We start from the raw sequence: 22,678 nt of genomic DNA, 5'->3' as shown, positions 1-22,678 counted from the left end.
ATTTCTCAATAAGCGTTTTGATTTTCAATTTGAGAATAATAACCAAAAACCAATCAATGACACTTAAATATATGTATTTATTGAATAATTTTCTTGGCACGCGACCTGCTAGGTATTTAGCAACGCAAAATTAAAAGCTGAGAGAAATAGGAAATCTCGCAACCCTCGTTTACCCACTTACTAACAATAATTACAGCGGAGTACCACATGAAAGCACAAGGAAAGAAAATCATTCATGTCGTTCAGCACCTCGCACCCGGTGGGCTGGAAACATTAACGCTCGACCTGCTTCGTCTAGCAGACCCAAAGGATCAAGTTTTGATCGTGAGCTTGGAGGGACAACGTGACTCTTCAATTAGCAACTGGCCAAAACTAGAACAGTACCGCTCTCAAATTGTGTTTCTAGACAAAAAGCCAGGTGTGCAATTTAACGTTCTACTTTCTCTCATTAAGGCATTTAGCAGCATCAAGCCAGATGTGGTTCACACCCACCATATCGGCCCTCTTCTTTACGCAGGCTATGCTGCTCGCCTTTGTAGTGTTCCTTATCGAATCCATACAGAGCACGACGCTTGGCACCTTAAAAATGCCAAAAGAAGACGTTTACAAGCAATCGCTCTTCAATTTGCGAAACCTATGCTAGTCGCAGATGCAGCCAAGGTTTATAACCAACTGTGCTCAGCATTTTCCTACAAAAACATCACAACAATACGTAACGGCATTGATTGTGAAAAATTCCACCCGACTTCTAAAATAGCGTCTCGTCGTCTGTTTAACCTCGGCGAAGACGACTTCATTGTTGGCTGTGCTGGCCGATTAGAAGAGGTGAAGGGTCAAGACCAACTCATCAAAGCGCTGCCACTGATTCCAAAGCGTATTAAAGTCGCGATCGCGGGTGACGGCTCACAAAGGGAGGCTCTTGAGCAACTTGCTAAAAAATTGAATGTGTCAGACCGTGTCATGTTCCTCGGATTGGTCGAAGACATGGTCTCATTCTACAACTCGCTGGATGTATTTTGTCTTCCATCACGCTCAGAGGGCTTGCCACTGTCTTCCCTAGAAGCTCAAGCTTGCAACATTCCAACGGTTGCCATGGATGTAGGTGCGGTAAAAGAGACGCTTTGCCCCGTGACTGGCCACTTAGTAAAACCGGATAACATTCCTCATTTGGCTTACTCGTTATTCAAAACCTCACAAAATGACACGTTAGAAAACTTCTCTAACCCTCGTCGCTATGTGCTTGAGAATTTCAACATCAGCGACATGGTGGAGTCTTACAACAAGCTGTCAGAGGAGAGTTACGTATGATAGATGTTGTACTCGCTACCCTGTGCTTATTGGCTGGAATGCTTATCGTATATCACCATGCAGGTTATCCAATTCTGCTTCGTTGGTATGCAAAGCGTCATCCTAAGCAGCCTGTGCATGAAAACCAACGTGCTTATAAAGCAGAAGCCCAGGACTGTACGCTGCCAAACGTGACTATCTTAGTTCCGGCATACAATGAGCAAGCTTGGATTGCAGACAAAATTCGCAACCTCGCATCTCTCGACTACCCAAAGGATAAGTTAAAAGTCGTGATTGCCTGTGACGGCTGTACAGACAAAACCGTTGAGAAAGCTCAGATGGCGATTCAAGAAGCAATCTGCAGTGACATCTATTTCGAGATCCATGATCACAAAGTTAATCGTGGCAAAGTGGCGACCGTTAACGAAGAGATCGCGAACATCGACGCGGACATTACGGCTCTGAGTGATGTGTCGGCATTAATATCATTAGACGCGTTGCTGATCGCAGGCGAACATTTTAAGAATCCAGAAGTAGGTGTCGTAAACGCGACTTATCAACTTTGCCCAACGGGTAATCAGGGTGAAGATGTTTATTGGAAATACCAAACAGCGGTTAAAGAGCGTGAAGCATCATTCGGCTCAAGTTTAGGTTCACATGGTGCCTTCTATCTATTTAGAACAAGCCTTTTCACTCCACTGCCTAGAAACACAATTAATGATGACTTCATTCTACCAATGCAAATCGTCAAGCAGGGTTACACTGCCGAGTACGAAACACGCATGGTAGCTCTGGAATTAGAAGAGACCAATACCAAAGCGGATTTCAAAAGAAGATTACGAATCTCGGCGGGGAACATGCAGCAAGCAATAGAGCTGTTTAGTTTGTTCAGCCCAAAATTCAAAGGAATAGCATTTGCGTTCTTCTCAGGTAAAGGGTTAAGACTGCTCACCCCGTACCTAATGATTGTTAGCTTAGTGTGCTCATTCTTCCTACGTGATTATTTTCTATTTAACTTTTTATTCTGGGCACAAATCGCCGTTTATACGCTTGGCATCGTTGGGTATTTATTACCAAAGAAACTGAGCATCAAACCTCTTTCGTTAATTTCTTATCTTGTGGTGGGACACTACGCCAACTTTGTCGGCGGTATCCGTTACCTAATTGGATTAGAGAATACCCCTTGGACACGAGTCAATCGTTAAGGATCAACTATGTTTAATCAAGACCACCAACAAATGCTTTACCAAAACAAAATTTCTCGCGCTAAACGTAGCTTTGACTTCTTTGCGTCCATGTTCGCGATTATTTTGTTCTCTCCGGTTTTCCCAATTATTGCTCTTGCGATTGTGATGACTTCTAAAGGGCCCGTCTTCTACCGCCAACTGCGCGTAGGAAAATCGACACCAGAGAAGATGGAGATTTTTGAAATCCTTAAGTTCCGCAGTATGTACGAAGATGCTGAACAACGATCTGGTGCCGTTTGGGCAACGAAGAATGACCCTCGTATTACTCCTGTCGGTCGCTTTTTGAGAAAGACCCGCCTTGATGAACTGCCACAGTTGTTCAATGTTATTAAAGGCGATATGTCGTTGATTGGCCCTCGTCCAGAGCGTCCTACTTTCTACAACAAACTTGAAACTGAGATTCCGTACTTTGCAGACCGTACCTATGGTGTGATGCCGGGGATCACCGGCTTAGCTCAAGTTAACCAAGGTTATGACACTTGTATTGAAGACGTCAGACGCAAAGTGGGTTTCGACCATAGCTACGCACTTAGCTTATGCTCAATGAAATCATGGATCATTGCTGACCTGTCGATTATCAGTAAAACCATCATCGTTATGGTGGATGGTCGTGGTCGTTAACAAAATGATTTGATGAACTCACAATTCATAAATCTAAGACCAAAGCCCAACGTGTCATTGCGTTGGGCTTTCTACATTTATGAACTTTATTCACACAACTCAGAACACAAACGGTGTACCCTAATCAGCGACTTAGACTACCCACCTTTTGCAAATGAAAATTGAAGACCTGAAACTGTTTACCACCGTTGTTGAACTTGGCAGCTTTACCGCTGCAGCGAATGCGTTAGATCTCCCTCGAGGTAATGTGAGCCGAAGAATCAGCGACCTCGAAGCATCTCTCGGTATTCAACTGTTCATAAGAACCACACGCAGTTTATCGCTTACCCAATCTGGCGAGCTCTATTACAAAGAATTGCTGATTGCGCTCGGCGCATTAGAGAAAGCCAATCATGTGGCATCGAACCTTTCAGAACTTCCTCACGGTAAAATTAAGATAGGCTTGTTGCCGGAAACCAGTGACATCTTACAATCAACACTATTTCGCTTTCAGGACATGTACCCTGAAGTGGAACTCGACATTCGCAGCATCAACAACGGCTTTGTTGATATGCATCGCCAAGGTTTGGATATTGCAATGCATGGAGGGCGCTTGAGCGACGCAAATATTGTGGCTCGTAAGCTAATGGATCTACAAAGAGTGTTTGTTGCTAGCCCAGACTTTATTGCTAAAGAAGGTCAACCCGTTTCCGTCCAAGATCTATCCAATTATCCATTTGTCTGTTTCCGCTGGCCAACTGGCGATATTGATCAACAGTGGGACATCGCCAACATTAATGTAACCGTCGAACCTTCAATCGTTAGTGATAGCATCGGGTTTGTAAAAGGAGGCGCGATTCGTCATCGTGGCATCGCGCTCTTGCCGGAACTGCTAGTACGCCAAGAGATAAAAGACGGGACGTTAGTAAACCTATTTCCAAACGATACGCTGCAAAAAGAAGAAGCTTGGTTGCTCTACCCACAACGGAAAGCACTCAGCCACGCTTCTCAACTTTTGGTCGACTTTCTATTACAAGAACTGCCTAAACTCTAGGCATTGTCTCATTTGACGTGACAGTGTTTCACGCTGAACCCAGATTATCTAACGAAATTAGAAAGATAGAATTGCCCTATATATTAATAGGAGCAATCCATGAACACTATTTTTCGTCATTCCATCATCGCAGCATGTTTAATACCTTTAATCGGCTGCAATGATTCACAGGCCTTAGCTCCAACTAAAGAGCCACGACCAATACAAGTCATCAAAGTGAAAACTGCAAACGAACAGACAGCTAAGCGCTTTACGGGTACTCTACAATCTGCAGAAAGTGCCGCTGTCGCGTTTCGTGTCCCAGGTACCATTCAGAAAATACTGGTTAAAACCGGTGACTATGTCGAAAAAGGACAACCGCTCGCATCTCTTGACCCGCATGACTATCAAGTGGCACTCGAAGAGCTACAAGCTCGTGCATTAGAAGCGAAATCAGCTCACAAATTAGCAAAAGCCGAACTGGCACGCGTAAAACAAGCGATTGCTGACGACGCAATTGCTAACGTGAATCTCGATCGCGCAATCAGTGGCTATGAACGCAGCGAAGCCGCTGTAAAGGTGGTTGAGCAAAACATCCGCCGAGCTAAAGATACATTGCGATACACTCAATTACGCGCGCCATTCTCGGGCGTGGTCGCAACGTCTAACTTTGATCAGTATGAACAAGTTCTTCCGGGAGTTTCAGTGTTTACCTTGCATAAGCCTGACTTGTTAGAGGTCGAAGTCGATGTACCCGAGAACCTGATTCACCAATTCAAGCCGAAGCAACCTGCTGCGATCTCTTGGTATGGAGAAGCGCGTTCTGTCGCTGGACAAGTCACTGAGATTTCGACGCTACCTGACCCTATCAAACAGACCTACACGGTCACCTACCAACTAGATGGACTAAATCAAGAGTTGTTACCAGGAAAGGCTGTAACACTAACTACCAACCTAGTCAGTACGCAGCCAACTCTGTGTGTACCTTACTCCGCTATTGTAAAGCCACTGCAACAAGATCTCGTATTCACGATTAAGGGTCAAACTGCACACGCGGTTCCTGTTTCGGTTGTTTCTTTTAATCACCAGAACGCTTGTGTTCAGTCTCAACTCAATGCCGGCGATTACGTGGTTGTGAGTGGTGCACAATACATTCAAGAAGGTCAGCACTTCCCATCAATCCAAGTTAAAGAGCTGTAGGTAACTGTGATGAATTTAGCGGATTTCGCCATAAAACAACGCACCTTTGTGCTTTTTTTCACTGCGCTCAGTGTGATCGCCGGTCTCTACTCTTATTTTGATCTCGGCAAACTTGAAGACCCAAGTTTTACTGTTAAAACAGCGGTTGTTGTTACCCTGTACCCTGGCGCTTCAGCGGAGGAGGTAGAGCAACAAGTCACTGATACCGTTGAAACTAAACTACAGGAAATGGCCACACTTAACCGACTGCGTTCACTTTCACGTCCGGGAATGTCGATGGTGTTTGTCGATCTTAAAGAGTCATTGAACTCAGAGGCTTTGCCGCAGGAATGGGATCTACTTAGGCGTAAAGTATCTGACATGAAGCTTCTACTCCCTTCAACCGCACAAATCAGTGTGGTTCAAGATGAGTTCTCTGAAGTCTACGGCATGCTGTTTTCCATCTACAGCCAAGATGCAACACCGAACGAACTACGCCAATACGCAGAAGAGCTACAGCGTCGTATTAAGACCGTCGACGGAATTAAAAAAGTCGAGCTTCATGGCGTGCAACCACGCGTTGTGTACATTGATATCCCTGATGAGCGTCTAGCGCAATATGGCTTGTCAATTTCTCAAGTATGGAATCAACTTAATACCCAAAACACCACGTTCGATGCGGGACGATTTGCGACTTCTAATGAGAGAATCCGCATCGAACAATCCAGTGAATTTGGATCCATAGACGACATCAAAAACCTGATGCTAAAAGGAGGAATCAGTGAGTTAGGTACTGGCCTTATTCGCCTAGGCGACATTGCTGATATCACTATGGGTTATCAAGAACCTGCAATGACGGAAAACCGCTACAACGGTGTACCAGCGGTCACTCTAGCGATGAGCCCTGTCTCTGGTGTGAACGTGGTATCGCTTGGCGATGACATTAATAAAATCGTGTCTGACTTCCAAAGTTCACTCCCTCTCGGTGTAGAAATCGCGACGGTAGCAAACCAACCTGACGAGGTTCAAAAATCGATCGACAACTTCGTAAACAACCTACTAGAGAGTGTTGCGATTGTATTTATCGTCTTATCTGTCTTCATGGGCATCAAGAGTGCAACTATCGTCGGTTCTAGCTTGTTGCTTACTATCTTGTTGACTCTCATCTACATGAACTTGGCGGGTATCGATCTACATCGTGTATCACTAGGTACCTTCATTCTTGCCTTGGGTATGCTGGTTGATAACGCGATCGTTATTACCGATATGATGATTGTCAAAATCAACCGTGGCATTGATAGAACGAAAGCGGCAATTGATTCAGTTAAAGAGACGGCCACGCCACTTCTTGGTGCGACAGTCATCGCAATTATGGGTGCTAGCCCAGTTATTTTCTCAAAGACGGATGCGGCTGAATTTGCGGGCTCGGTGTTCCTTATCATTGCATCGTCTTTGCTATTATCTTGGTTTGTAGCTATGACTTTCACTGCTCTTATGTGTTGGATGTTCATTAAGCCGAGCCGACAAGAAGAGCAAACCAAAGAGAGCTTGTATCGCAAGAGCGTCAACTGGACGGTAGATAATCCATTCAAAGCTCTCAGTGCATTACTGCCATTGATCGCAGTGACTGCACTAGCAATTCCTCAAATCGCGATCAACTTCATCCCACAAGCCGATCGCCCTATTCTGTTCCTAGACTACTGGCTACCGAATGGCGCGAAGGTTGAGCAGACTTCAGACGATATGAAGAAAATCGAGTCTTGGTTACTAGAGCAACCAGAAGTCGTCGATCTCTCTACCTATGTCGGCGCTGGTGCGCCTCGATTCTCAGTAACGATTGAACCAGAACCGTTTGATCCGGCTTACGGCCAGATTCTGATAAACGCAACAGACTACGAGTCGCTAAGTTCACTCATCGCTCGTGGCGACAAATGGCTAGCTCAAACCTTCCCAGAGGCAGACCCAAGATTTCGCGGTTTGAAGCTAGCAACATCAGACAAGTTTAGCGTCGAGGCGCGTTTTTCTGGACCTGATATCGCAGTACTACACGAGCTGTCAAACCAAGCAAAAGTGATATTGGAAGCTCATCCAGATACCAAGTATGTACGTGATGATTGGCGACAACAGAGCAAGGTGCTACAGCCTATCATCAATCAAGAAAAAAGCCGTCAAGCAGGTATCAACCGCGCAGACATTGCGTTCGCCCTTAAGCGTGCTTCAGAGGGCATGCCGATTGGCCGCATGAATCTCAATGATGAGTTGGTGACAATCCAAGTTCGTGGCGTCGAGCGCTCACTAGAGTCGCTTGAAACTTTACCCGTCAATTCCCTACTCGGCCTACACAGCGTGCCACTTGGTCAGGTGATTGATGGTTTTGAGATGACCAGTGAAGAGACCATGATCTGGCGTAGAGACCGCGTTAAAACTATTACAGCTCAAGCAGGTGTTGGCCGATACACAACGCCAGCGGCAGTGAGAAATGACGTTAAAGCACAAATTGAAGCCATTGAATTGCCAGTAGGTTACCAGCTTGAATGGGGTGGCGAATACTACGATGAACACAAAGCGGTCAGCGACATTCTAAAACAGCTTCCAAAAGCGATGTTGCTGATGGTGATCATATTGGTGGCCATGTTTAACGGTTTCAAACAACCGGTGATTATTCTAACCACCCTTCCCTTGGCGGCAACAGGTGCAACCTTTAGCTTGCTGCTATTGGATAAGCCCTTTGGTTTCATGGCATTGATTGGTGCGGTCACCCTAACAGGTATGATCATCAAAAATGGCATCGTACTTATGGACCAAATTGAGCTAGAGCGCAGTAATGGTCGTTCGCTATCGGATTCCATTAAAGAAGCAACCGTAAATCGTACTATGGCAATTTCTATGGGTGCATTAACTACCGCACTCGGCATGATTCCGCTACTTACAGACTTACTGTTTGACCAAATGGCGGCGACCATCATTGGTGGGCTAGCTGCAGCAACTGTACTGTCACTGTTTGTAATGCCAGCCCTGTACAAGATCTTTTATCGAACTCAAGAGACTCGCTCTTTCTCACAAGAAAACGCATCTCTTTCTGAAGCTAAGCAATGAGGAGCGCCATGATGTCTTTCTATACAACAAAACCATGGAATCTAGCACCAGTCGCGCTCTCTTTGTTGTTGGCTGGTTGTGCAGTCGGTCCAGATTATCAAGCGCCACAAACGACAATGGCCGAAACGTATCTCTATTCAGAAGATAGCCAACAAGTAACGCAATCACACTGGTGGCTACAACTGAATGATCCAGTTTTAAACCAACTGGTTACTCAGCTACAAAGCGACAACACCACGCTTAAAGTGGCTGCTGAGCGCATAAAAATGGCTAACTCTTACAAGAGTGTAGTGGAGTCATTCAAAGTGCCCACCGTTAACATCGGTGCGGGTTATTACAACTATCAGCTTAGTGAGAACGACTCACTGCTAGGCCCTGTGTTTGGTGCATCAGATGCCGTCGAATCTGCTACGGGCATGTCACTGCTTGAGGCGCAACATGATGGTGGTTTTCTTGGTGCTGGCATCGCATGGGAAGCGGATCTCTTCGGACGAATAGACCGCCAAGCAGAAGCGGCAGCGATTCGAGTCGAACAAGCCGAGATATTGCAATCAGGCCTAAATACTCTGCTGACAGCCGATCTTATTCATAATTACCTGCAATATCGAGGAGCCCAAGAACGAAAAGCAATCGCTTTAGAGAACATCGAAGATCAAAAACAGACACTAGACTTAGTCGAGAAAGTTGTTCGCAGTGGCTATGGTTCAGAGCTCGATTTGGCACAAGCTAAAGCGATGCTCGCAGCGACACAGTCCATCACGCCTCAACTTGAGATCGCAGAGCAGGTCCACAAGCATAGAATGACCGTTCTTTTAGGCACTTCCCTAACCGAACTAGAAATTCAACTGCAAGACGACTTCACCTTACCAAGACTTAAAGGTGTGATTCCTACCGGGCTTCCATCTGAATTGTTGACGCGACGTCCAGATATTCAAATTGCCGAACGTGAGATGGCAGCAATTAATGAAGAGCTAGGGGCAAGTATCGCCAACCGTTATCCAAAGTTCTTCCTTACCGGAACGCCAGGTGTTACCGCTGGAAGTTTTGATGACCTATTCAGCAGCGACTCCTTTGGCTGGGCAGCGTCCGCAGAGATAAGCTGGAATGTCTTCGATGGTGGACGCGGTGAAGGACTTGTAGAGATGAATGAAGCACGATTTAAATCTGCCGCATTGAACTATCAGCACGCTGTTGATAGCGCATTTGTAGAGGTAGATTCAACATTGTTCGCCTATGGAAGAAGCCAACAAAATCAGCAGCGTATTGACGAAGCAACCCTCGCAGTTGATAAAGCGGTAAGTAAAGCTAAGTCCCTCTACAAAGCAGGACTTGTTGACTACCTAGCCGTACTCGATGCGCAGCGCCAACAGAAGATGATGCAAGACAGACAAGTCGCCGCCAAACTACAAACGGCCAACACCGCGATTGCTGTTTATAAATCACTTGGTGGTGATTGGAAAGTCGTGACGGATAAACCAAAGGTAGAAAGTCAATCAACTATTAATACTCTTGAACTCGCAGCAAACAATTAATGACAACTCAAAAAATACCGCCTGACATCAGGCGGTATTTTTCTAAGGCTCTGATTTTGAGTAAATCATTGTGCTATCTAGTTCGCCATTAGGTAAACGCCTTGCGTTACAAGATTCCAACTAACTCGGTACCATCAACTGTTCATGTAACTCATTGTATGATTGGATATTGGCGATAGCACCACTAAGATCGTTCTTGCCATTAAAGTCGTGCTCAATAGCGATAACATCGCAGCCACTGGCTTTGCCCGCAAGAACACCTGCGTTTGAATCTTCAAACACAACGGTCTGCTCTGGCGAGGCATTAAGTTTTTCAAGTGCAAGAACATAGGCTTCAGGCTCTGGTTTATGCTTGGTAACGTGTTCTTGGGTAATCACTAGATCAAAAAGATTCTCTAACTCCAACGACGCCAAAATATTCTCCACCATCCAAGTAGCTGCTGAGCTCACGACGCCGCAGGTTTTACCTGATTTCTTCAACGCCTCTACGTACTCTTTTGCTCCAGAATTCAATTCAAGGCTCACTCTAAGTAACTCTTCATAGTGCGCTCGAAAGTAGCGATTAAATTCCGTTAACTCCGGTGAAATTTGTGCATGATGAAAGAAGTGCCCTGTGACCACCTGCCAGCTTTCGCCCATCACATCTTTATAGATATTGTGGTCCACGATCGATCCATAATCAGCGCATGCCATCGCAAGCGCTTTACCTTTCAACGGTTCTGAGTTAACCAATGTTCCATCCATGTCGAACAGGTATACTTTGTAATCTTTCAACGTTGCCTCCATTTATTATCTTGTGTGGGGACTAATCCATGACTTAAAATCCAAATAAGTACCATATGTATTGATTCATTTTTATGGCAACAATACGGCTTTAGTGAGATAACGCCAGCCGCATTTTTGTTTCTTTGCTCTACTTTAATTCTTCAGGAATACGACGACCTTGATAGTAGTACTCACGGTCATATTCATTGATTTCTCGTAGCACTCTACAAGGATTGCCTACCGCGACAACATTAGCTGGAATATCTTTTGTTACGATACTGCCAGCGCCAATCACTGAATTCTCACCAATAGTTACACCTGATAATACAACCGTGTGTGCGCCAAGCCATACGTTATTGCAGATGCGAACTGGAACATTGAACTGTGCTGCTTTGAGCCTCAGTTCAGGGCTAATCGGATGTGTGCCTGCCGCAATGGTTACATTAGGTGCAATCATCACGTTGTCACCTATAAATATGTCTGTGTCATCCACAAGCGTTAGGTTGAAATTCGCGTATACATTGTTGCCAAGATGCGTATGGCGCCCCCAGTTCGCATGCAGTGGCGGTTCGATGTAACAATCCGTTCCTACCTCCGCGAACAGCTGCTTCATAATCTGTTGTCGCTTATCGCCTTCACTCGGGCGAGTGCGATTAAAATCGTAAAGCACCTCTAAGCACTGTGTTTGCTCGGCAACCAGATCGACGTCATCACAGTAGTAAACCTCTTGGCTGTGCATTTTTGCCTTTATATCCATGTTTCAACCTATTTGATAGTGACCTAAAGCGGTATAAATATATCGATATATGAGAAGTTTGAAGCGTTTCATGAGCATCAAAACGAGACTCGGGATAAACGTAATATATGCTCAAGCAGACGTTCATTCAGCTCCCTGATACAAAACAAAACCACTTCAAACTTCGCCACTACATTAGGATTTTGCTAGTGCTGATACCAACTTTTTACGCCATCTACGACCAAATTCATCATCAATTTGTGACACCACAAGGGTTCGTAAAAAGCTTGTAAATGGATTGAGACTCGTTTGTAGAAAACTGCATTTATTACAACATTTCGCTATTGTCTGGATAAGTGTTGTGATGCAGTAGTCCATAAAAACATATTGGATACAAAGCTAAATGCCACGACTCTTGATTCATTTCGATTAGAGAAACTTGGCTCGATTGATACGATAGCGTCTAACCGTTCCTTCTATTTCAGCGGTATAACTGCCAAGATATTCGCCACCACACTTCTCAATCACTTTTTGAGAAGCTGGGTTATCAACTGAACACGTGACTATCGCCGACTCCATGATGGCGTTGTCTCGAGCCCACGCCAATAGAAAGGGAGCCACTCCTTTTCCTCGAGCTGTAGGCCTTGTTTCGTAGCCAATATGCCCAATTACGTTTTCTACATAGTCATTGGTACCTTGTCTTACTCGAATCGCACCCAAGATTTGATTATCTGATACACAGTAGTAAGTTTTACTGAGTAAATAGCCCTCTGGCAATCCTGTAGTGTCTTTTTCACGCTTGATGATGTCTGAAAGGTATCCTTCTGGATCCTTTTCTACATCTTGGTATCTGGGAATTCCCGATTCAGAGCACTCCTTGGCATAACTTTCCATCAATGGCGATAAACCAATACTCGCTTCTACTACTTCCATGTAATTATCCTTATGCAAAACTCGACAATGCTGACCTATATGCCCTTCTAGCTTCAACGCTTAAGTAACTATCCATACCTTGGAACAACTCCAACAACTCAGCACCGTATTTCGATTTAAAATCATCACTGCCATATACAAGCTCGAGCTCATTAGCGACGGTCAGTTCACAAAATAGCTTCGCTGTCTTAGGTTCAAGTTGAAAGGTAGTTTCCGTAAATCTGTCTTTAAATTGGACATTTGACACTTTGCCAAATTGTGGAAAAACATAATCTCTATCGCAAGAGCAGTATAAATAAACCAAAGCCTCTTCATCGATACCGATAACACGAGCTATCTCTTGGCGTTGGTTTAACGAGACCATATTTTCATCGAAACCCGCGGTGCCGTAAGCGGCATGAAATAAACCCGCGGTTTGAAGTAGTTCACTACTACCCCAACTTCTCAGAACTTCTTCAGTTCCTTTTAAATGTGCTTCTAATGATCCGTTGAGATGCTGAAAATCACCCGCTCCCAACATCTGAAGCATCTTGAATTTATCCATAAATCAAATTTCCTCTAGATTTGGAGGCACTAGTATTCCGACCGTTAATATGACGCTAAACGTAACTCTCAGCGCCGGAATAACATGCTTTTTAAATTCTAGACGCGCTCTTCAAGGCCAAACTTCTTAAAAAAGTCTGATAAATCGAGTGTCGCCAAGTCTTTGAATTCACCCGCATCGTAGAAGCGACCTTTACATGTTGGGCAACTCTCGAACCAGATATGAGGTTGTTGAGGATCGACTAAACGCAGTAACTTGTTATTTGGACAAACAGGACAGCTAATACGATCTACTGCATTAAATGCCTTACCTACCTCTTCGTCACCATCATCGATAACATCTGCTAAAGGTTTCATTGATTCAACTTCACATCGGTCAATCCATAAACCTTTGCAGTCTACGCATCTTTCGACATCACCAAATGGTGTCTGCAGTTGCTCAAAATCGGAGCTACATTTTGGACATTCCATCTTCTTACCTTGCATATCAAATTTTCCTTATGTTATTTCTTCGAGAACAATTCAGTATTTCACCACTGAATAACTCTCTCCGTTTCATATGGATAACACAATACCATCATATCTCGATTATTTTCAGTAACTTAAATCACCCATCTTTTGACTTGGTCACAAAATGTGGATTATTTAGGTAAGGAGATACTCTTAGGGATAGTCAGTTGAGCGGTATCTAGTTAAGAGTAAATAAAATGCAAAAAGCCCGCGATCCTTCTCAGGATCGCGGGCTTAAGAATTGGTATCGATTGTAATGAGCCGTGTTAAGCAGCTTCGAATGCGAGTGCCTTCTTCTCTACTTGACGGAAAATCAGCGTTAGTAGTCCATTTACGCCTAGGTAGAATGCGCCTGCGATGCCGAACACAGTTAGTGTGTCGTAGGTTTGTCCATTGATACGCTGTGCGTAGCCCATTAAGTCCATGATGGTGATGGTGCTCGCGAGTGACGTGCCTTTGAATACCAAAATCACTTCGTTTGAGTAAGCTGGAACCGCGCGGCGAAGTGCATAAGGAAGTAGCACTTTAAGCGTTGCCACTTTGTCCATACCTAGCGCTCGACAAGCTTCCCACTGCCCTGCTGGAATCGCATTGAATGCGCCCTTAAATAGCAGTGTGCTGTATGCCGCAGTGTTCAGAGCGAGAGCCAACATTGCACAGAACCATGGCTGACTTAGCCAAGTCCACATAAAGCTTTCACGAATCCAATCAAACTGACCTGGGCCGTAATATACCAAAAAAATCTGTACTAAAAGAGGCGTACCAGTAAATAAGGTAATGATGCCACGAGTTAGCCAATGGATAGCTGGAAGCCTTAACACCAAAGTAACGGTCATCAATAGCGACAAGATACAGCCAACAAGCAGCGATGCGCCAGTCAGTTGAATACTGGTCAATAGGCCTTCAAGCATTTGAGAGAAATATTGTTCATTCATGCCATCGCTCCTTTCGCACCTAAACCTTGGATTGAGTATTTCGCGTCAATCACTTTTACTGCTCTTTGCGTTACTAGAGTGATCACTAAGTAAATAGCTGCTGCGGTTGCGTACCATGTAAATGCTTCGTGTGTTGCCGCTGAAGTTAGCTGTGCTTGTTTCAATAAATCGGTCACACCGATTAGTGATACCAACGCCGTGTCTTTCAGAAGAACTAGCCACTGGTTAGTTAAACCCGGCAGTGCATGTCTTACCGCTTGCGGAAGAACAATCTTGAAGAAAGCGTGCGATTGAGGAATGCCCAGTGCGCTTGCTGCTTCTCTCTGCCCTTTGCTAACGGCTTTTAATGCACCACGCAAAGTCTGAGAAGCGTACGATGCAAAAATAAGTGACAGTGCAACAACACCAGATAAAAACGGGCTCACCTCAACGAAATCGCCAGTGACCATAAACAGTACTTGAGTCGAGCCAAAGTAGATAAACAACACGACTAAGATCTCTGGCAAACCACGAACCATGGTTACAAACGCCGTTGTTGGCCATTTAATTGCGATGCGTCGAGACATCTCTCCACTTGCAAACAGTACTGCTAAAACTAATCCGACTAATAGGCTGACAAATGCAAGCTGAATGGTCATCCAGCTTGCTTCGACGAGCCCTAGAGAGTAACCCGTTAATTCCATATTACTTACCGAAGTACTTGTTGAAGATTTCGTCGTATTCGCCGTTCGCTTTCACAGCTGCTAGCGCTACGTTTAATTGGTCAACTAGCTCTTGGTTGCTCTTGTTTACTGCGATACCAAAGCCATTGCCGAAGTACTCTTGGTTCGTTACTTGATCACCAACGTACGTTAGGTTGTCTTGCTTTTTAAACCATTCAGCCACAACCGCTGTGTCACCAAATACTGAATCGATACGACCGTTTTTCATGTCGATGAATGCATCTTGGTAGCTTGAGTAAGGTACTGCAGTGACGCCAGTCATCTGCTCTAGTAGGTAGCTTTGGTGTGTTGAACCGTTTTGAACGCCAACACGCTTGCCTTCTAGTGCAGCCTGGTCAGCAACTTTACCCTCGATAGAAATGAACGCAGCAGAGTTATCGTAGTAAGCGTTAGAGAAGTTCACCTGCTTTAGACGAGCATCAGTAATATCCATCGCCGAAATTGCCGCGTCGTAACGCTTGAATTTAAGTGCAGGGATCAGGCTATCAAATGCTTGGTTGTGGAAAGTACACTTCGCTTTCATCTCATCACATAACGCATTTGCTAGGTCAACGTCGAAACCTTGGATTTGGTTATTTTCATCCATGAACTCGAATGGTGCGTAAGTCGCTTCCATTGCGAATTTGATCTCTTGCTGCGCTGCTGCGTTGAAAGAAGCAAGGCCGATAAGTGAAGCTAGTAGAATCTTTTTCATTTTAATACTCCGAATACTGCGTAATTACGGCCTGTGGCCATTCTTATAATTGGATTGTTTTAATCTATGTTGTGTTTTAGCTAAATCTGGCTTTTGGGGTAGATTTAATGAGTGAGATATTCAGCAAACTCTGGTGTCTGAGGATTGATAAACGCATCGCTCGTTCCGTGCTCTACGATGTACCCTTTTTCCAGGTAGAGAACATGGCTAGCAATCTTTTTCGCAAAGTCTACTTCATGAGTGACTACTACTTGAGTGATGCCGGTTCCGCTTAACTCTTTAATAATGCTGACAACTTGGTTGGTGATTTCAGGGTCGAGCGCTGCAGTTGGTTCATCAAACAGCAGCACGTCTGGCTTCATCATCAAGGCACGTGCAATCGCGACACGTTGTTGTTGACCACCTGAAAGTTTTAACGGCCATGCGTCGGCTTTGTCAGCTAGTTGCAGTGTTTCTAGTACTTTCTTCGCTTGAGCAATCGCCTCTTGCTTGTCCATTCCTGCAACTTTGACTGGCGCTTCAATCAGGTTTTCAATCACCGTCATGTGTGGCCAAAGGTTGTATTGTTGGAAAACCATTCCAACTTTACGACGAAGTTGCAGACCCTGTTTCTCTGGGATTGAGCTTGAAAAATCAAATGACTCACTAGCAATCTCTAGTTGGCCATCGTCTGCAATTTCCAACAGGTTTAATACACGAAGCAACGAGCTTTTACCCGCGCCACTTGGGCCAAGTAAAACCAGTGTTTCACCGCTTTCGCAATTGAACGAAATATCGTGAAGAACTTGGGTGTCGCCGTACGATTTGTTGATGCTCTTTACTTGAATACTCATGCCAAAATACTGCATTAATTGTCATTTGTTGGTTATTCTATTCACTCAGACTTTTTATGCAAGAAAAATGTATAAAAATTTACTTTGTTGAATTTTTGTAACAAATATTGCGCAAAATGTAGGCTATTTATCTGGTCGTATAAGTTTCGAATCTATCTCATTGAATTAGAAGCAAGGCGATTAAATTAGCAAACGTTTGAACGCAGTTTTATAAAACAAGGCTTTGATAATGACGATCCTTTTGCGTTAAGAAAAATAGAGACATTCGGTGAATAAATATTGGAGAAATCAACTCGGAAAGAGTTATGAGTAACCACTTAATCAGGTGTGAGACGGTTTAAAATAAACGCGGTGAGTCATATAGTTAGAGAAGTAGTAATCCCCAAGATCAGCTTGTATCGCACATTACAACCAGCGATAACGTGCTCTAATGGGTTATCAATCAATACTAAGGTAGTCTAATGTCCGACTCTGCTTCAACGCTTGAAGAGCAAACCACACCGTCACCAGAACAAACAAAAAAGAGCCTAAAGATCCTACTTGAGCTCTTCCAGTTCATTAAGCCATACCGAGGTAAAGTGGCAATTGCACTGATAGCTCTGATTTTTACCGCAAGTCTCACGCTCACGGTCGGTCATGGTGTACGTATTCTTATTGACCAAGGTTTTACCCAACGCTCAACCGATGAGCTTGGGAACGCGATTCAATTTATGTTGGTGATCATTGGTTTGATCTCTGTCGGGACCTTCTTCCGATTTTACTTAGTGTCATCGGTTGGTGAGCGTGTCAGTGCCGATATACGTTTAGCGGTGTTCAAGCATGTGGTCTCACTGCATCCTAGCTATTTTGAAACCAACGGCAGTGGTGACATTATGTCGCGTATCACTACTGACACTACCCTACTACAGAGCATTATCGGCTCATCGTTCTCAATGGCGATGCGCAGCGCGTTGATGTGTATTGGCGCTGTGATCATGCTGTTTGCGACCAATATTAAACTCACCCTAATCGTATTGGCCTCCGTTCCCTTTGTTCTGGTACCAATTCTGGTTTATGGCCGACGCGTAAGAGCTCTTTCACGCCAGAGCCAAGATTCAATGGCCGATGTCGGCTCTTATGCTGGTGAAGCAATTGAGCACATTAAAACCGTTCAAAGCTATAGTCACGAGCAACAAGAGATCGCTTCATTTGGTAAGGAAGTAGAGAAAGCTTACGAAATTGGTCGTCAACGCGTTAAACAGCGTGCGATTCTAATCTCTGGCGTGATTTTGATTGTGTTCAGTGCTATCTCAGGAATGCTTTGGGTTGGTGGTAGTGATGTGATCAATGGCACTATGTCGGCAGGTGATTTGGGCGCATTTGTGTTTTACGCAATCATGGTCGCCTCATCGCTTGGCACCATCTCAGAGGTGATGGGTGAACTTCAACGTGCAGCAGGTGCAACTGAAAGGCTGATAGAGATTTTGCATGTTGAGAGTCATATTGTTGCGCCTGTTAGTCATCCTCAAACAACCAAAGGATTAGCGGCGGAAGTGGCTTTCGATGATGTCACCTTTAGCTACCCTTCTCGCCCAGATGATCCAGCTACGACGGCTCTCACGATGACAGCGGAAGAAGGAAAAGTATTGGCGCTCGTTGGACCTTCCGGTGCCGGTAAAACAACCTTGTTCGAACTACTACAACGATTCTACGACCCACAAGTTGGCAGCGTTACACTTGGTGGCGTGCCTCTTCATCAGTTTGACCCTAATGAGCTACGTTCACAAATGGCATTAGTACCACAACAACCTGCATTATTTAGCCACGATGTGTTCCACAATATTCGTTACGGGAATCCTAGTGCGACCGATGAAGAAGTTATTGCAGCCGCGAAGAAAGCCCATGCTCACGACTTTATTATGTCGCTACCTGAAGGCTACAACAGCTTTTTAGGTGAGCGCGGTGTCCGCTTATCTGGAGGACAACGCCAACGTATCGCGATAGCTCGTGCGATCCTAAAGGATCCGAATATTTTATTATTAGACGAGGCCACCAGCGCACTTGATAGTGAAAGTGAGCACCATGTTCAGCAAGCTCTTGAAGAACTTATGAAAGGTCGAACTACACTCATCATCGCCCACCGACTTTCTACCATCAAACACGCCGATCAAATTGCCGTGCTTGACCAAGGTAAGCTAGTCGATCTGGGCAATCACGACTCGCTCATGCAGAGCTGCGAACTTTATCAGAGACTGGTGGAGTTACAGTTTAAACACGTCCGCGGATAGCTCAGGGCTTGATGAGTATTTGTTCATCGGTCACAAGTCACAGCTCGCCATTTTCAATGTTGCAGCAATGTTAAAATGGCGATAGTGTTTTTATTCCAATAACTCATGATTTCTCAAAGATCATTCTAACCACAATAAGAGAGTCTGCATGGAAGCACTATTATCTGAATACCCTGTAATCACTGAAATCCCCGTGGCTTGGGGAGAGATGGACGCACTCAATCACGTGAACAACGCGGTCTACTTTCGCTATTTTGAAACCGCTCGCTTAGACTTTTTCAAGCACGTTGAACTGATGGAAGAGATGGCTGTAACCAAAGTTGGTCCAGTACTCGGTGATACTTACTGTAAGTATTTCCGCCCAGTCACCTACCCTGACACATTATTAGTCGGTTCAAAAGTGACAGAAGTTCAAGACGACCGTTTCACAATGGAATACGCTATCGTCAGTAAGGCGCAGCAGAAAGTCACCACCATCGGCACAGCCACTATCGTTATGTTTGACTTTGCATCCAATCAAAAAGCACTACTCTCTGTTCGACTGCTCAATGAAATTCAGAAGATGAGCACACTTAAAAGCCCATGCTTTAAGCAAGAAACAGTCGCTGAATAACTAGATACATTTTAAAGAATCAACAAAGGCCACTCGATTGAGTGGCCTTTGTCATTTCAGAGTGTGTCGGATTACAACCCTTGAACGTACTGGTTGTTGGTTCTGATCTGCACTAAGTGATTTAAGTTGTCTGTTGCAGCTTGGTCACCCGTTACTAGCGCTTCAAATTGCTTAATCAGCTCCACCTTGTCCGCTTTCTCTTTTGACCCCGAACCGATGTCAGTTAAGTCGATAAAGAACTCGTCAAACAGGTTTGAGAGATCCGCAACCGCATCTTGGTTTAAGAACTGCTCATGGTTATAAATGCTTGGGTAGCCGCCCTTCTGCTTATCCACCGCAAACGAGGTGCCTTTCACATTGGTAATCGTAGTTGCTTTCTCACAACGCAGCATACAACCATCTTCAATAGCTGGTTTGTTACAGCCAACTGTTCTTTGGAAGAAACACTGACGGCTGGTCATCATCAAAATTGGGTGATAGATGCTGTAGTAAAGCTTGAAGCCTTCAGGGCGACGAACGTGACGCAGTTGACCTTTGTTCAGCTCATTTGAAAGGAAAGCACCCGAACAGTTCAATTGCTCCTTTAGCGTGTACAAAGCGTGCGAGTTGGTCGTGTTCATGAATGGGCCAGCCACCCACTCAATACCCATCTCATAAGCCTTGTAAGCGATACCTGTGTTGTTGGTAACAATTCGTTTCGGCTTAACGGTTTCAAGAATACGTATTGCTTCAATGTAATCTTTGCCAATCAGTACAGCTGGGAACCAGGGGATCAAGCGTGGGTTCTCAGACAAGATATCAATGTACTTGTTGTTGCGCTTTTTGTAGCTCTCAGGCAGCTTGAAGTAGATGTCCGCATCCGTCACATCACAAAGGTGCAGATCGGCAGTGTCAGCAATCAACATAGACAGGGTCGGCGTCTCGTTTACTTTGCCAAACTTAGGTAAAGCTGGAACATCAACATTCTTAACAACGTCTACAGAACCATTCAGGATAAAGTCGATCTCCTCTTTTAGCTGAGTTAGCTCTTTCAAAGAGACAAATAGACCTTCATTGAACTGCTCAAAATCATAACCTTCAAGTGAGTGAATACCGCTGCGAAGTGATTTGAAGCGTTTCTCTAAGATTTCCTTGGTCAGTGTTTTCTCACCATCTGCAATCAATACAGATTTAGACTTCACTTCAAAGTTCTCTTTGTCAGAAATAACTGAAACCACTAGAGGCTCACCTTCACAGGCACTGAACGAAAGTTTGATTGGTGTTTTGCGGATATCCAGATACTGAATTTTGCTGCGCATCTCGTCGCCCAACACATCTTTCGCTGCATGAAGGTCTTTGCTGACATCTTCGATTTGAACAACTGAGATTGCATCTTCAGCATTCGGATCAAACTGTTGAACCTGCTTTGCAGCCTGCTCTACCGCGTAATTTTTACTGTTATCACGCGGGTTATCGATGAACATGTCTTTCGTTAAGTTACCTTTCAAGAAAGAGTTGGTGAAGTCACGGTTAAATACCTTGTGTAGGTTTGAATCGTCACCTATCAGATCGCCACTCTCGATAAAGCTGTCGATCTGCTTACGCCATGTATCGATTACTGTATAAACATAGTGAGCACCCTTGATACGGCCTTCAACTTTCAACGAATCAACCTGGGCATCGACCAGTTCCGGTAAATCAAAGTAAGCAGAGTTGTCTTTCAGATTAAGTGGGTAACGGTTACCTGCATCAGTAATCTCGTATTCATCACGACACGCCTGTGAACAGCGACCGCGGTTACCTGAGTTACCGACACTCACCGAGCTTGAGTAACACTGACCAGAAAACGCGATACATAGAGCACCATGAACAAAGACTTCTGTTAGAACATCGTGGTCATGCGCAACTTGAGTAAGTTCCTTAATCTCAGGCAGGTTCAATTCACGCGATAAGTTCACGCGTGACGCACCAATCTTAGCCAAGAACTTGATTTGACCTTCGTTGTGCGTAGTTAGCTGGGTAGAAGCGTGAACATCTATCGTGGGAAAGTATTTCTTCACCAGATCAAACAGACCCAAGTCTTGGACAATGATGCCATCAACCTTGGTGTTCACAAGCTGATTTAAAAGCTTACTAATGTTCTTTATTTCGCTCTCAAGTAACACGACATTCAGGGTCAGAAAGATCTGACAACCGTACTCATGAGCAAGACGAATAATGCCGTTCAGCTCGTCTAAAGATAAATTCGAGGCGCGGTTACGGGCATTGAATGTACCCAGCCCACAGTAGACCGCATTAGCTCCTGCTACGATAGCTGCTTTAATCGCCTCTACATCGCCACCTGGGGCTAATAACTCAATTTTTCTGCTCATTTTTGAAGTCGCTCACTTACTTATAATTTTTAAGCCGCGTATTCTACCCACAACACCAACCCTTTACCACCGCACAGCAACTTTTAAACCTAATGACAACAAAGACTCTTCATGACTTGCCTATCCTTTATTCACTCCGTCGCTGCCCTTATGCAATGCGCGCTAGGCTAGGAATTCTCCTTGCAAATCAACAAGTCTTAATCCGTGAGATTGTCACTAAGGATAAGCCAAAGGAACTGCTGGAATGCTCACCAAAAGGTACAGTCCCAGTATTAGTATTACCCGATGGAAAGGTTATTGAGCAAAGCTTGCAAGTTATGGTGTGGGCGTTGGAACTGAACGACCCACAAAATCTACTTCGAAAATCCGGTGACGAAGTTCATCGCGATGTCTTTGAATTGATTGAAGAGAACGACAACACCTTTATTGGACATTTGGAGCAATATCGTGCGGCAGTTCGTTATCACAATGATGATCTCGTAGATCGCAGGGCGTTGTGTGAGGAATTTCTTACTAAGCTTGAGGCGAGACTGAAGCAAGGGAGTGGTTATCCGAAAAAGAGCTATCTATTTGGCGATACACCAAGTGTTGCTGATTATGCAATAGTTCCTTTTATTAGTCAGTTTGCGCGTGTAGAGAAAAAATGGTTTAACCAATCTCATTACATTGGCGTCCAAACTTGGTTAAGAAGCATTTTAGATAGCGCTCTGTATAGCAAAACCATGAAAGCTTACCCACTTTGGAACGAGAGTAAGCAAAACATGGTATTTGGTTCTTCCGATTAAAGTTACCAGGGCGACTT

General features: G+C 44.6%; 20 protein-coding genes. 10 read left to right on the top strand and 10 right to left on the bottom strand.

The genetic code is table 11. The annotated features are described in order from the left end of the window. The first annotated feature begins 207 nt into the window (after positions 1–207). The 7 genes from KI743_RS18105 to KI743_RS18075 all read left to right on the top strand — a co-directional run bounded on the left by KI743_RS18105 (position 208) and on the right by KI743_RS18075 (position 9,974). Positions 208–1,308 carry a glycosyltransferase gene (locus KI743_RS18105; RefSeq protein WP_285467591.1) on the top strand — a complete coding sequence of 367 codons (1,101 nt, stop codon included), beginning with the start codon at positions 208–210 and terminating at the stop codon, positions 1,306–1,308. After that, positions 1,305–2,492, top strand: a complete 1,188-nt coding sequence (locus tag KI743_RS18100; RefSeq protein ID WP_285467590.1) for a glycosyltransferase family 2 protein — start codon at positions 1,305–1,307, stop codon at positions 2,490–2,492. The genes KI743_RS18105 and KI743_RS18100 overlap by 4 nt, the downstream gene beginning before the upstream one ends. Before the next feature lie 9 nt (positions 2,493–2,501). Continuing rightward, a complete protein-coding gene (locus KI743_RS18095) occupies positions 2,502–3,155 on the top strand; it encodes a sugar transferase (RefSeq protein WP_285467589.1) in 654 nt (217 codons plus the stop codon). 154 nt (positions 3,156–3,309) lie between these two features. Beyond that, positions 3,310–4,188 carry a LysR family transcriptional regulator gene (locus KI743_RS18090; RefSeq protein WP_285467588.1) on the top strand — a complete coding sequence of 293 codons (879 nt, stop codon included), beginning with the start codon at positions 3,310–3,312 and terminating at the stop codon, positions 4,186–4,188. Positions 4,189–4,287: 99 nt separating this feature from the next. Further along, on the top strand, positions 4,288–5,367 hold the full coding sequence (locus tag KI743_RS18085) for an efflux RND transporter periplasmic adaptor subunit (RefSeq protein ID WP_285467586.1): 1,080 nt from the start codon (positions 4,288–4,290) through the stop codon (positions 5,365–5,367). A gap of 9 nt (positions 5,368–5,376) precedes the next feature. After that, on the top strand, positions 5,377–8,442 hold the full coding sequence (locus KI743_RS18080) for an efflux RND transporter permease subunit (RefSeq protein WP_285467584.1): 3,066 nt from the start codon (positions 5,377–5,379) through the stop codon (positions 8,440–8,442). Positions 8,443–8,453: 11 nt separating this feature from the next. After that, positions 8,454–9,974: an efflux transporter outer membrane subunit gene (locus tag KI743_RS18075; RefSeq protein WP_285467680.1), complete on the top strand. Its 1,521-nt coding sequence runs from the start codon at positions 8,454–8,456 to the stop codon at positions 9,972–9,974. A 120-nt stretch (positions 9,975–10,094) separates the two neighbouring features. Here the strand turns inward: KI743_RS18075 and KI743_RS18070 are convergent, their stop codons facing one another. The 9 genes from KI743_RS18070 to artP form a co-directional block, all read right to left on the bottom strand. Next, on the bottom strand, positions 10,095–10,760 hold the full coding sequence (locus KI743_RS18070; RefSeq protein WP_285467582.1) for an HAD family phosphatase: 666 nt from the start codon (positions 10,758–10,760) through the stop codon (positions 10,095–10,097). A 127-nt stretch (positions 10,761–10,887) separates the two neighbouring features. Next, positions 10,888–11,496, bottom strand: a complete 609-nt coding sequence (locus tag KI743_RS18065) for a sugar O-acetyltransferase (RefSeq protein ID WP_285467580.1) — start codon at positions 11,494–11,496, stop codon at positions 10,888–10,890. 408 nt (positions 11,497–11,904) lie between these two features. Continuing rightward, positions 11,905–12,408, bottom strand: a complete 504-nt coding sequence (locus KI743_RS18055) for a GNAT family N-acetyltransferase (RefSeq protein WP_285467578.1) — start codon at positions 12,406–12,408, stop codon at positions 11,905–11,907. A gap of 10 nt (positions 12,409–12,418) precedes the next feature. Continuing rightward, the gene (locus tag KI743_RS18050) at positions 12,419–12,952 is read right to left on the bottom strand and encodes a DUF6817 domain-containing protein (RefSeq protein WP_285467576.1); all 534 of its coding nucleotides are present in this window, start codon (positions 12,950–12,952) and stop codon (positions 12,419–12,421) included. A gap of 98 nt (positions 12,953–13,050) precedes the next feature. Further along, on the bottom strand, positions 13,051–13,422 hold the full coding sequence (locus KI743_RS18045) for a zf-TFIIB domain-containing protein (RefSeq protein ID WP_306416905.1): 372 nt from the start codon (positions 13,420–13,422) through the stop codon (positions 13,051–13,053). A gap of 305 nt (positions 13,423–13,727) precedes the next feature. Further along, complete coding sequence (gene artM, locus KI743_RS18040) at positions 13,728–14,396, bottom strand: arginine ABC transporter permease ArtM (protein WP_285467572.1); 669 nt, start codon at positions 14,394–14,396, stop codon at positions 13,728–13,730. Beyond that, complete coding sequence (artQ, locus tag KI743_RS18035) at positions 14,393–15,079, bottom strand: arginine ABC transporter permease ArtQ (RefSeq protein ID WP_285400914.1); 687 nt, start codon at positions 15,077–15,079, stop codon at positions 14,393–14,395. The genes artM and artQ overlap by 4 nt, the downstream gene beginning before the upstream one ends. 1 nt (position 15,080) lies before the next feature. Further along, positions 15,081–15,812, bottom strand: coding sequence for a lysine/arginine/ornithine ABC transporter substrate-binding protein (locus tag KI743_RS18030; protein ID WP_285467570.1), 732 nt, complete (start codon positions 15,810–15,812; stop codon positions 15,081–15,083). 104 nt (positions 15,813–15,916) lie between these two features. Further along, complete coding sequence (gene artP, locus KI743_RS18025; RefSeq protein ID WP_150872530.1) at positions 15,917–16,645, bottom strand: arginine ABC transporter ATP-binding protein ArtP; 729 nt, start codon at positions 16,643–16,645, stop codon at positions 15,917–15,919. A 461-nt stretch (positions 16,646–17,106) separates the two neighbouring features. Here artP and KI743_RS18020 point away from each other — a divergent pair, with 461 nt between their 5' ends. Continuing rightward, positions 17,107–18,912 carry an ABC transporter ATP-binding protein/permease gene (locus tag KI743_RS18020; protein ID WP_285467568.1) on the top strand — a complete coding sequence of 602 codons (1,806 nt, stop codon included), beginning with the start codon at positions 17,107–17,109 and terminating at the stop codon, positions 18,910–18,912. A gap of 148 nt (positions 18,913–19,060) precedes the next feature. Next, complete coding sequence (locus KI743_RS18015) at positions 19,061–19,525, top strand: thioesterase family protein (RefSeq protein WP_150872559.1); 465 nt, start codon at positions 19,061–19,063, stop codon at positions 19,523–19,525. A 71-nt stretch (positions 19,526–19,596) separates the two neighbouring features. Here the strand turns inward: KI743_RS18015 and KI743_RS18010 are convergent, their stop codons facing one another. Further along, positions 19,597–21,876 carry a peptidase U32 family protein gene (locus KI743_RS18010; protein WP_285467565.1) on the bottom strand — a complete coding sequence of 760 codons (2,280 nt, stop codon included), beginning with the start codon at positions 21,874–21,876 and terminating at the stop codon, positions 19,597–19,599. A 92-nt stretch (positions 21,877–21,968) separates the two neighbouring features. Between KI743_RS18010 and KI743_RS18005 the strand changes: the two genes are divergently transcribed. Further along, positions 21,969–22,661: a glutathione S-transferase gene (locus KI743_RS18005; protein ID WP_285467564.1), complete on the top strand. Its 693-nt coding sequence runs from the start codon at positions 21,969–21,971 to the stop codon at positions 22,659–22,661. The last annotated feature ends 17 nt before the right edge of the window (positions 22,662–22,678 follow it).

This window comes from Vibrio sp. D420a (assembly GCF_030248625.1).
In the GTDB taxonomy this organism is placed as follows: Bacteria; Pseudomonadota; Gammaproteobacteria; order Enterobacterales; family Vibrionaceae; genus Vibrio; species Vibrio fortis_A.
The sequence above is the reverse complement of the archived record's forward strand: the minus strand, read 5'-3'. Positions and strand labels throughout refer to the sequence as shown.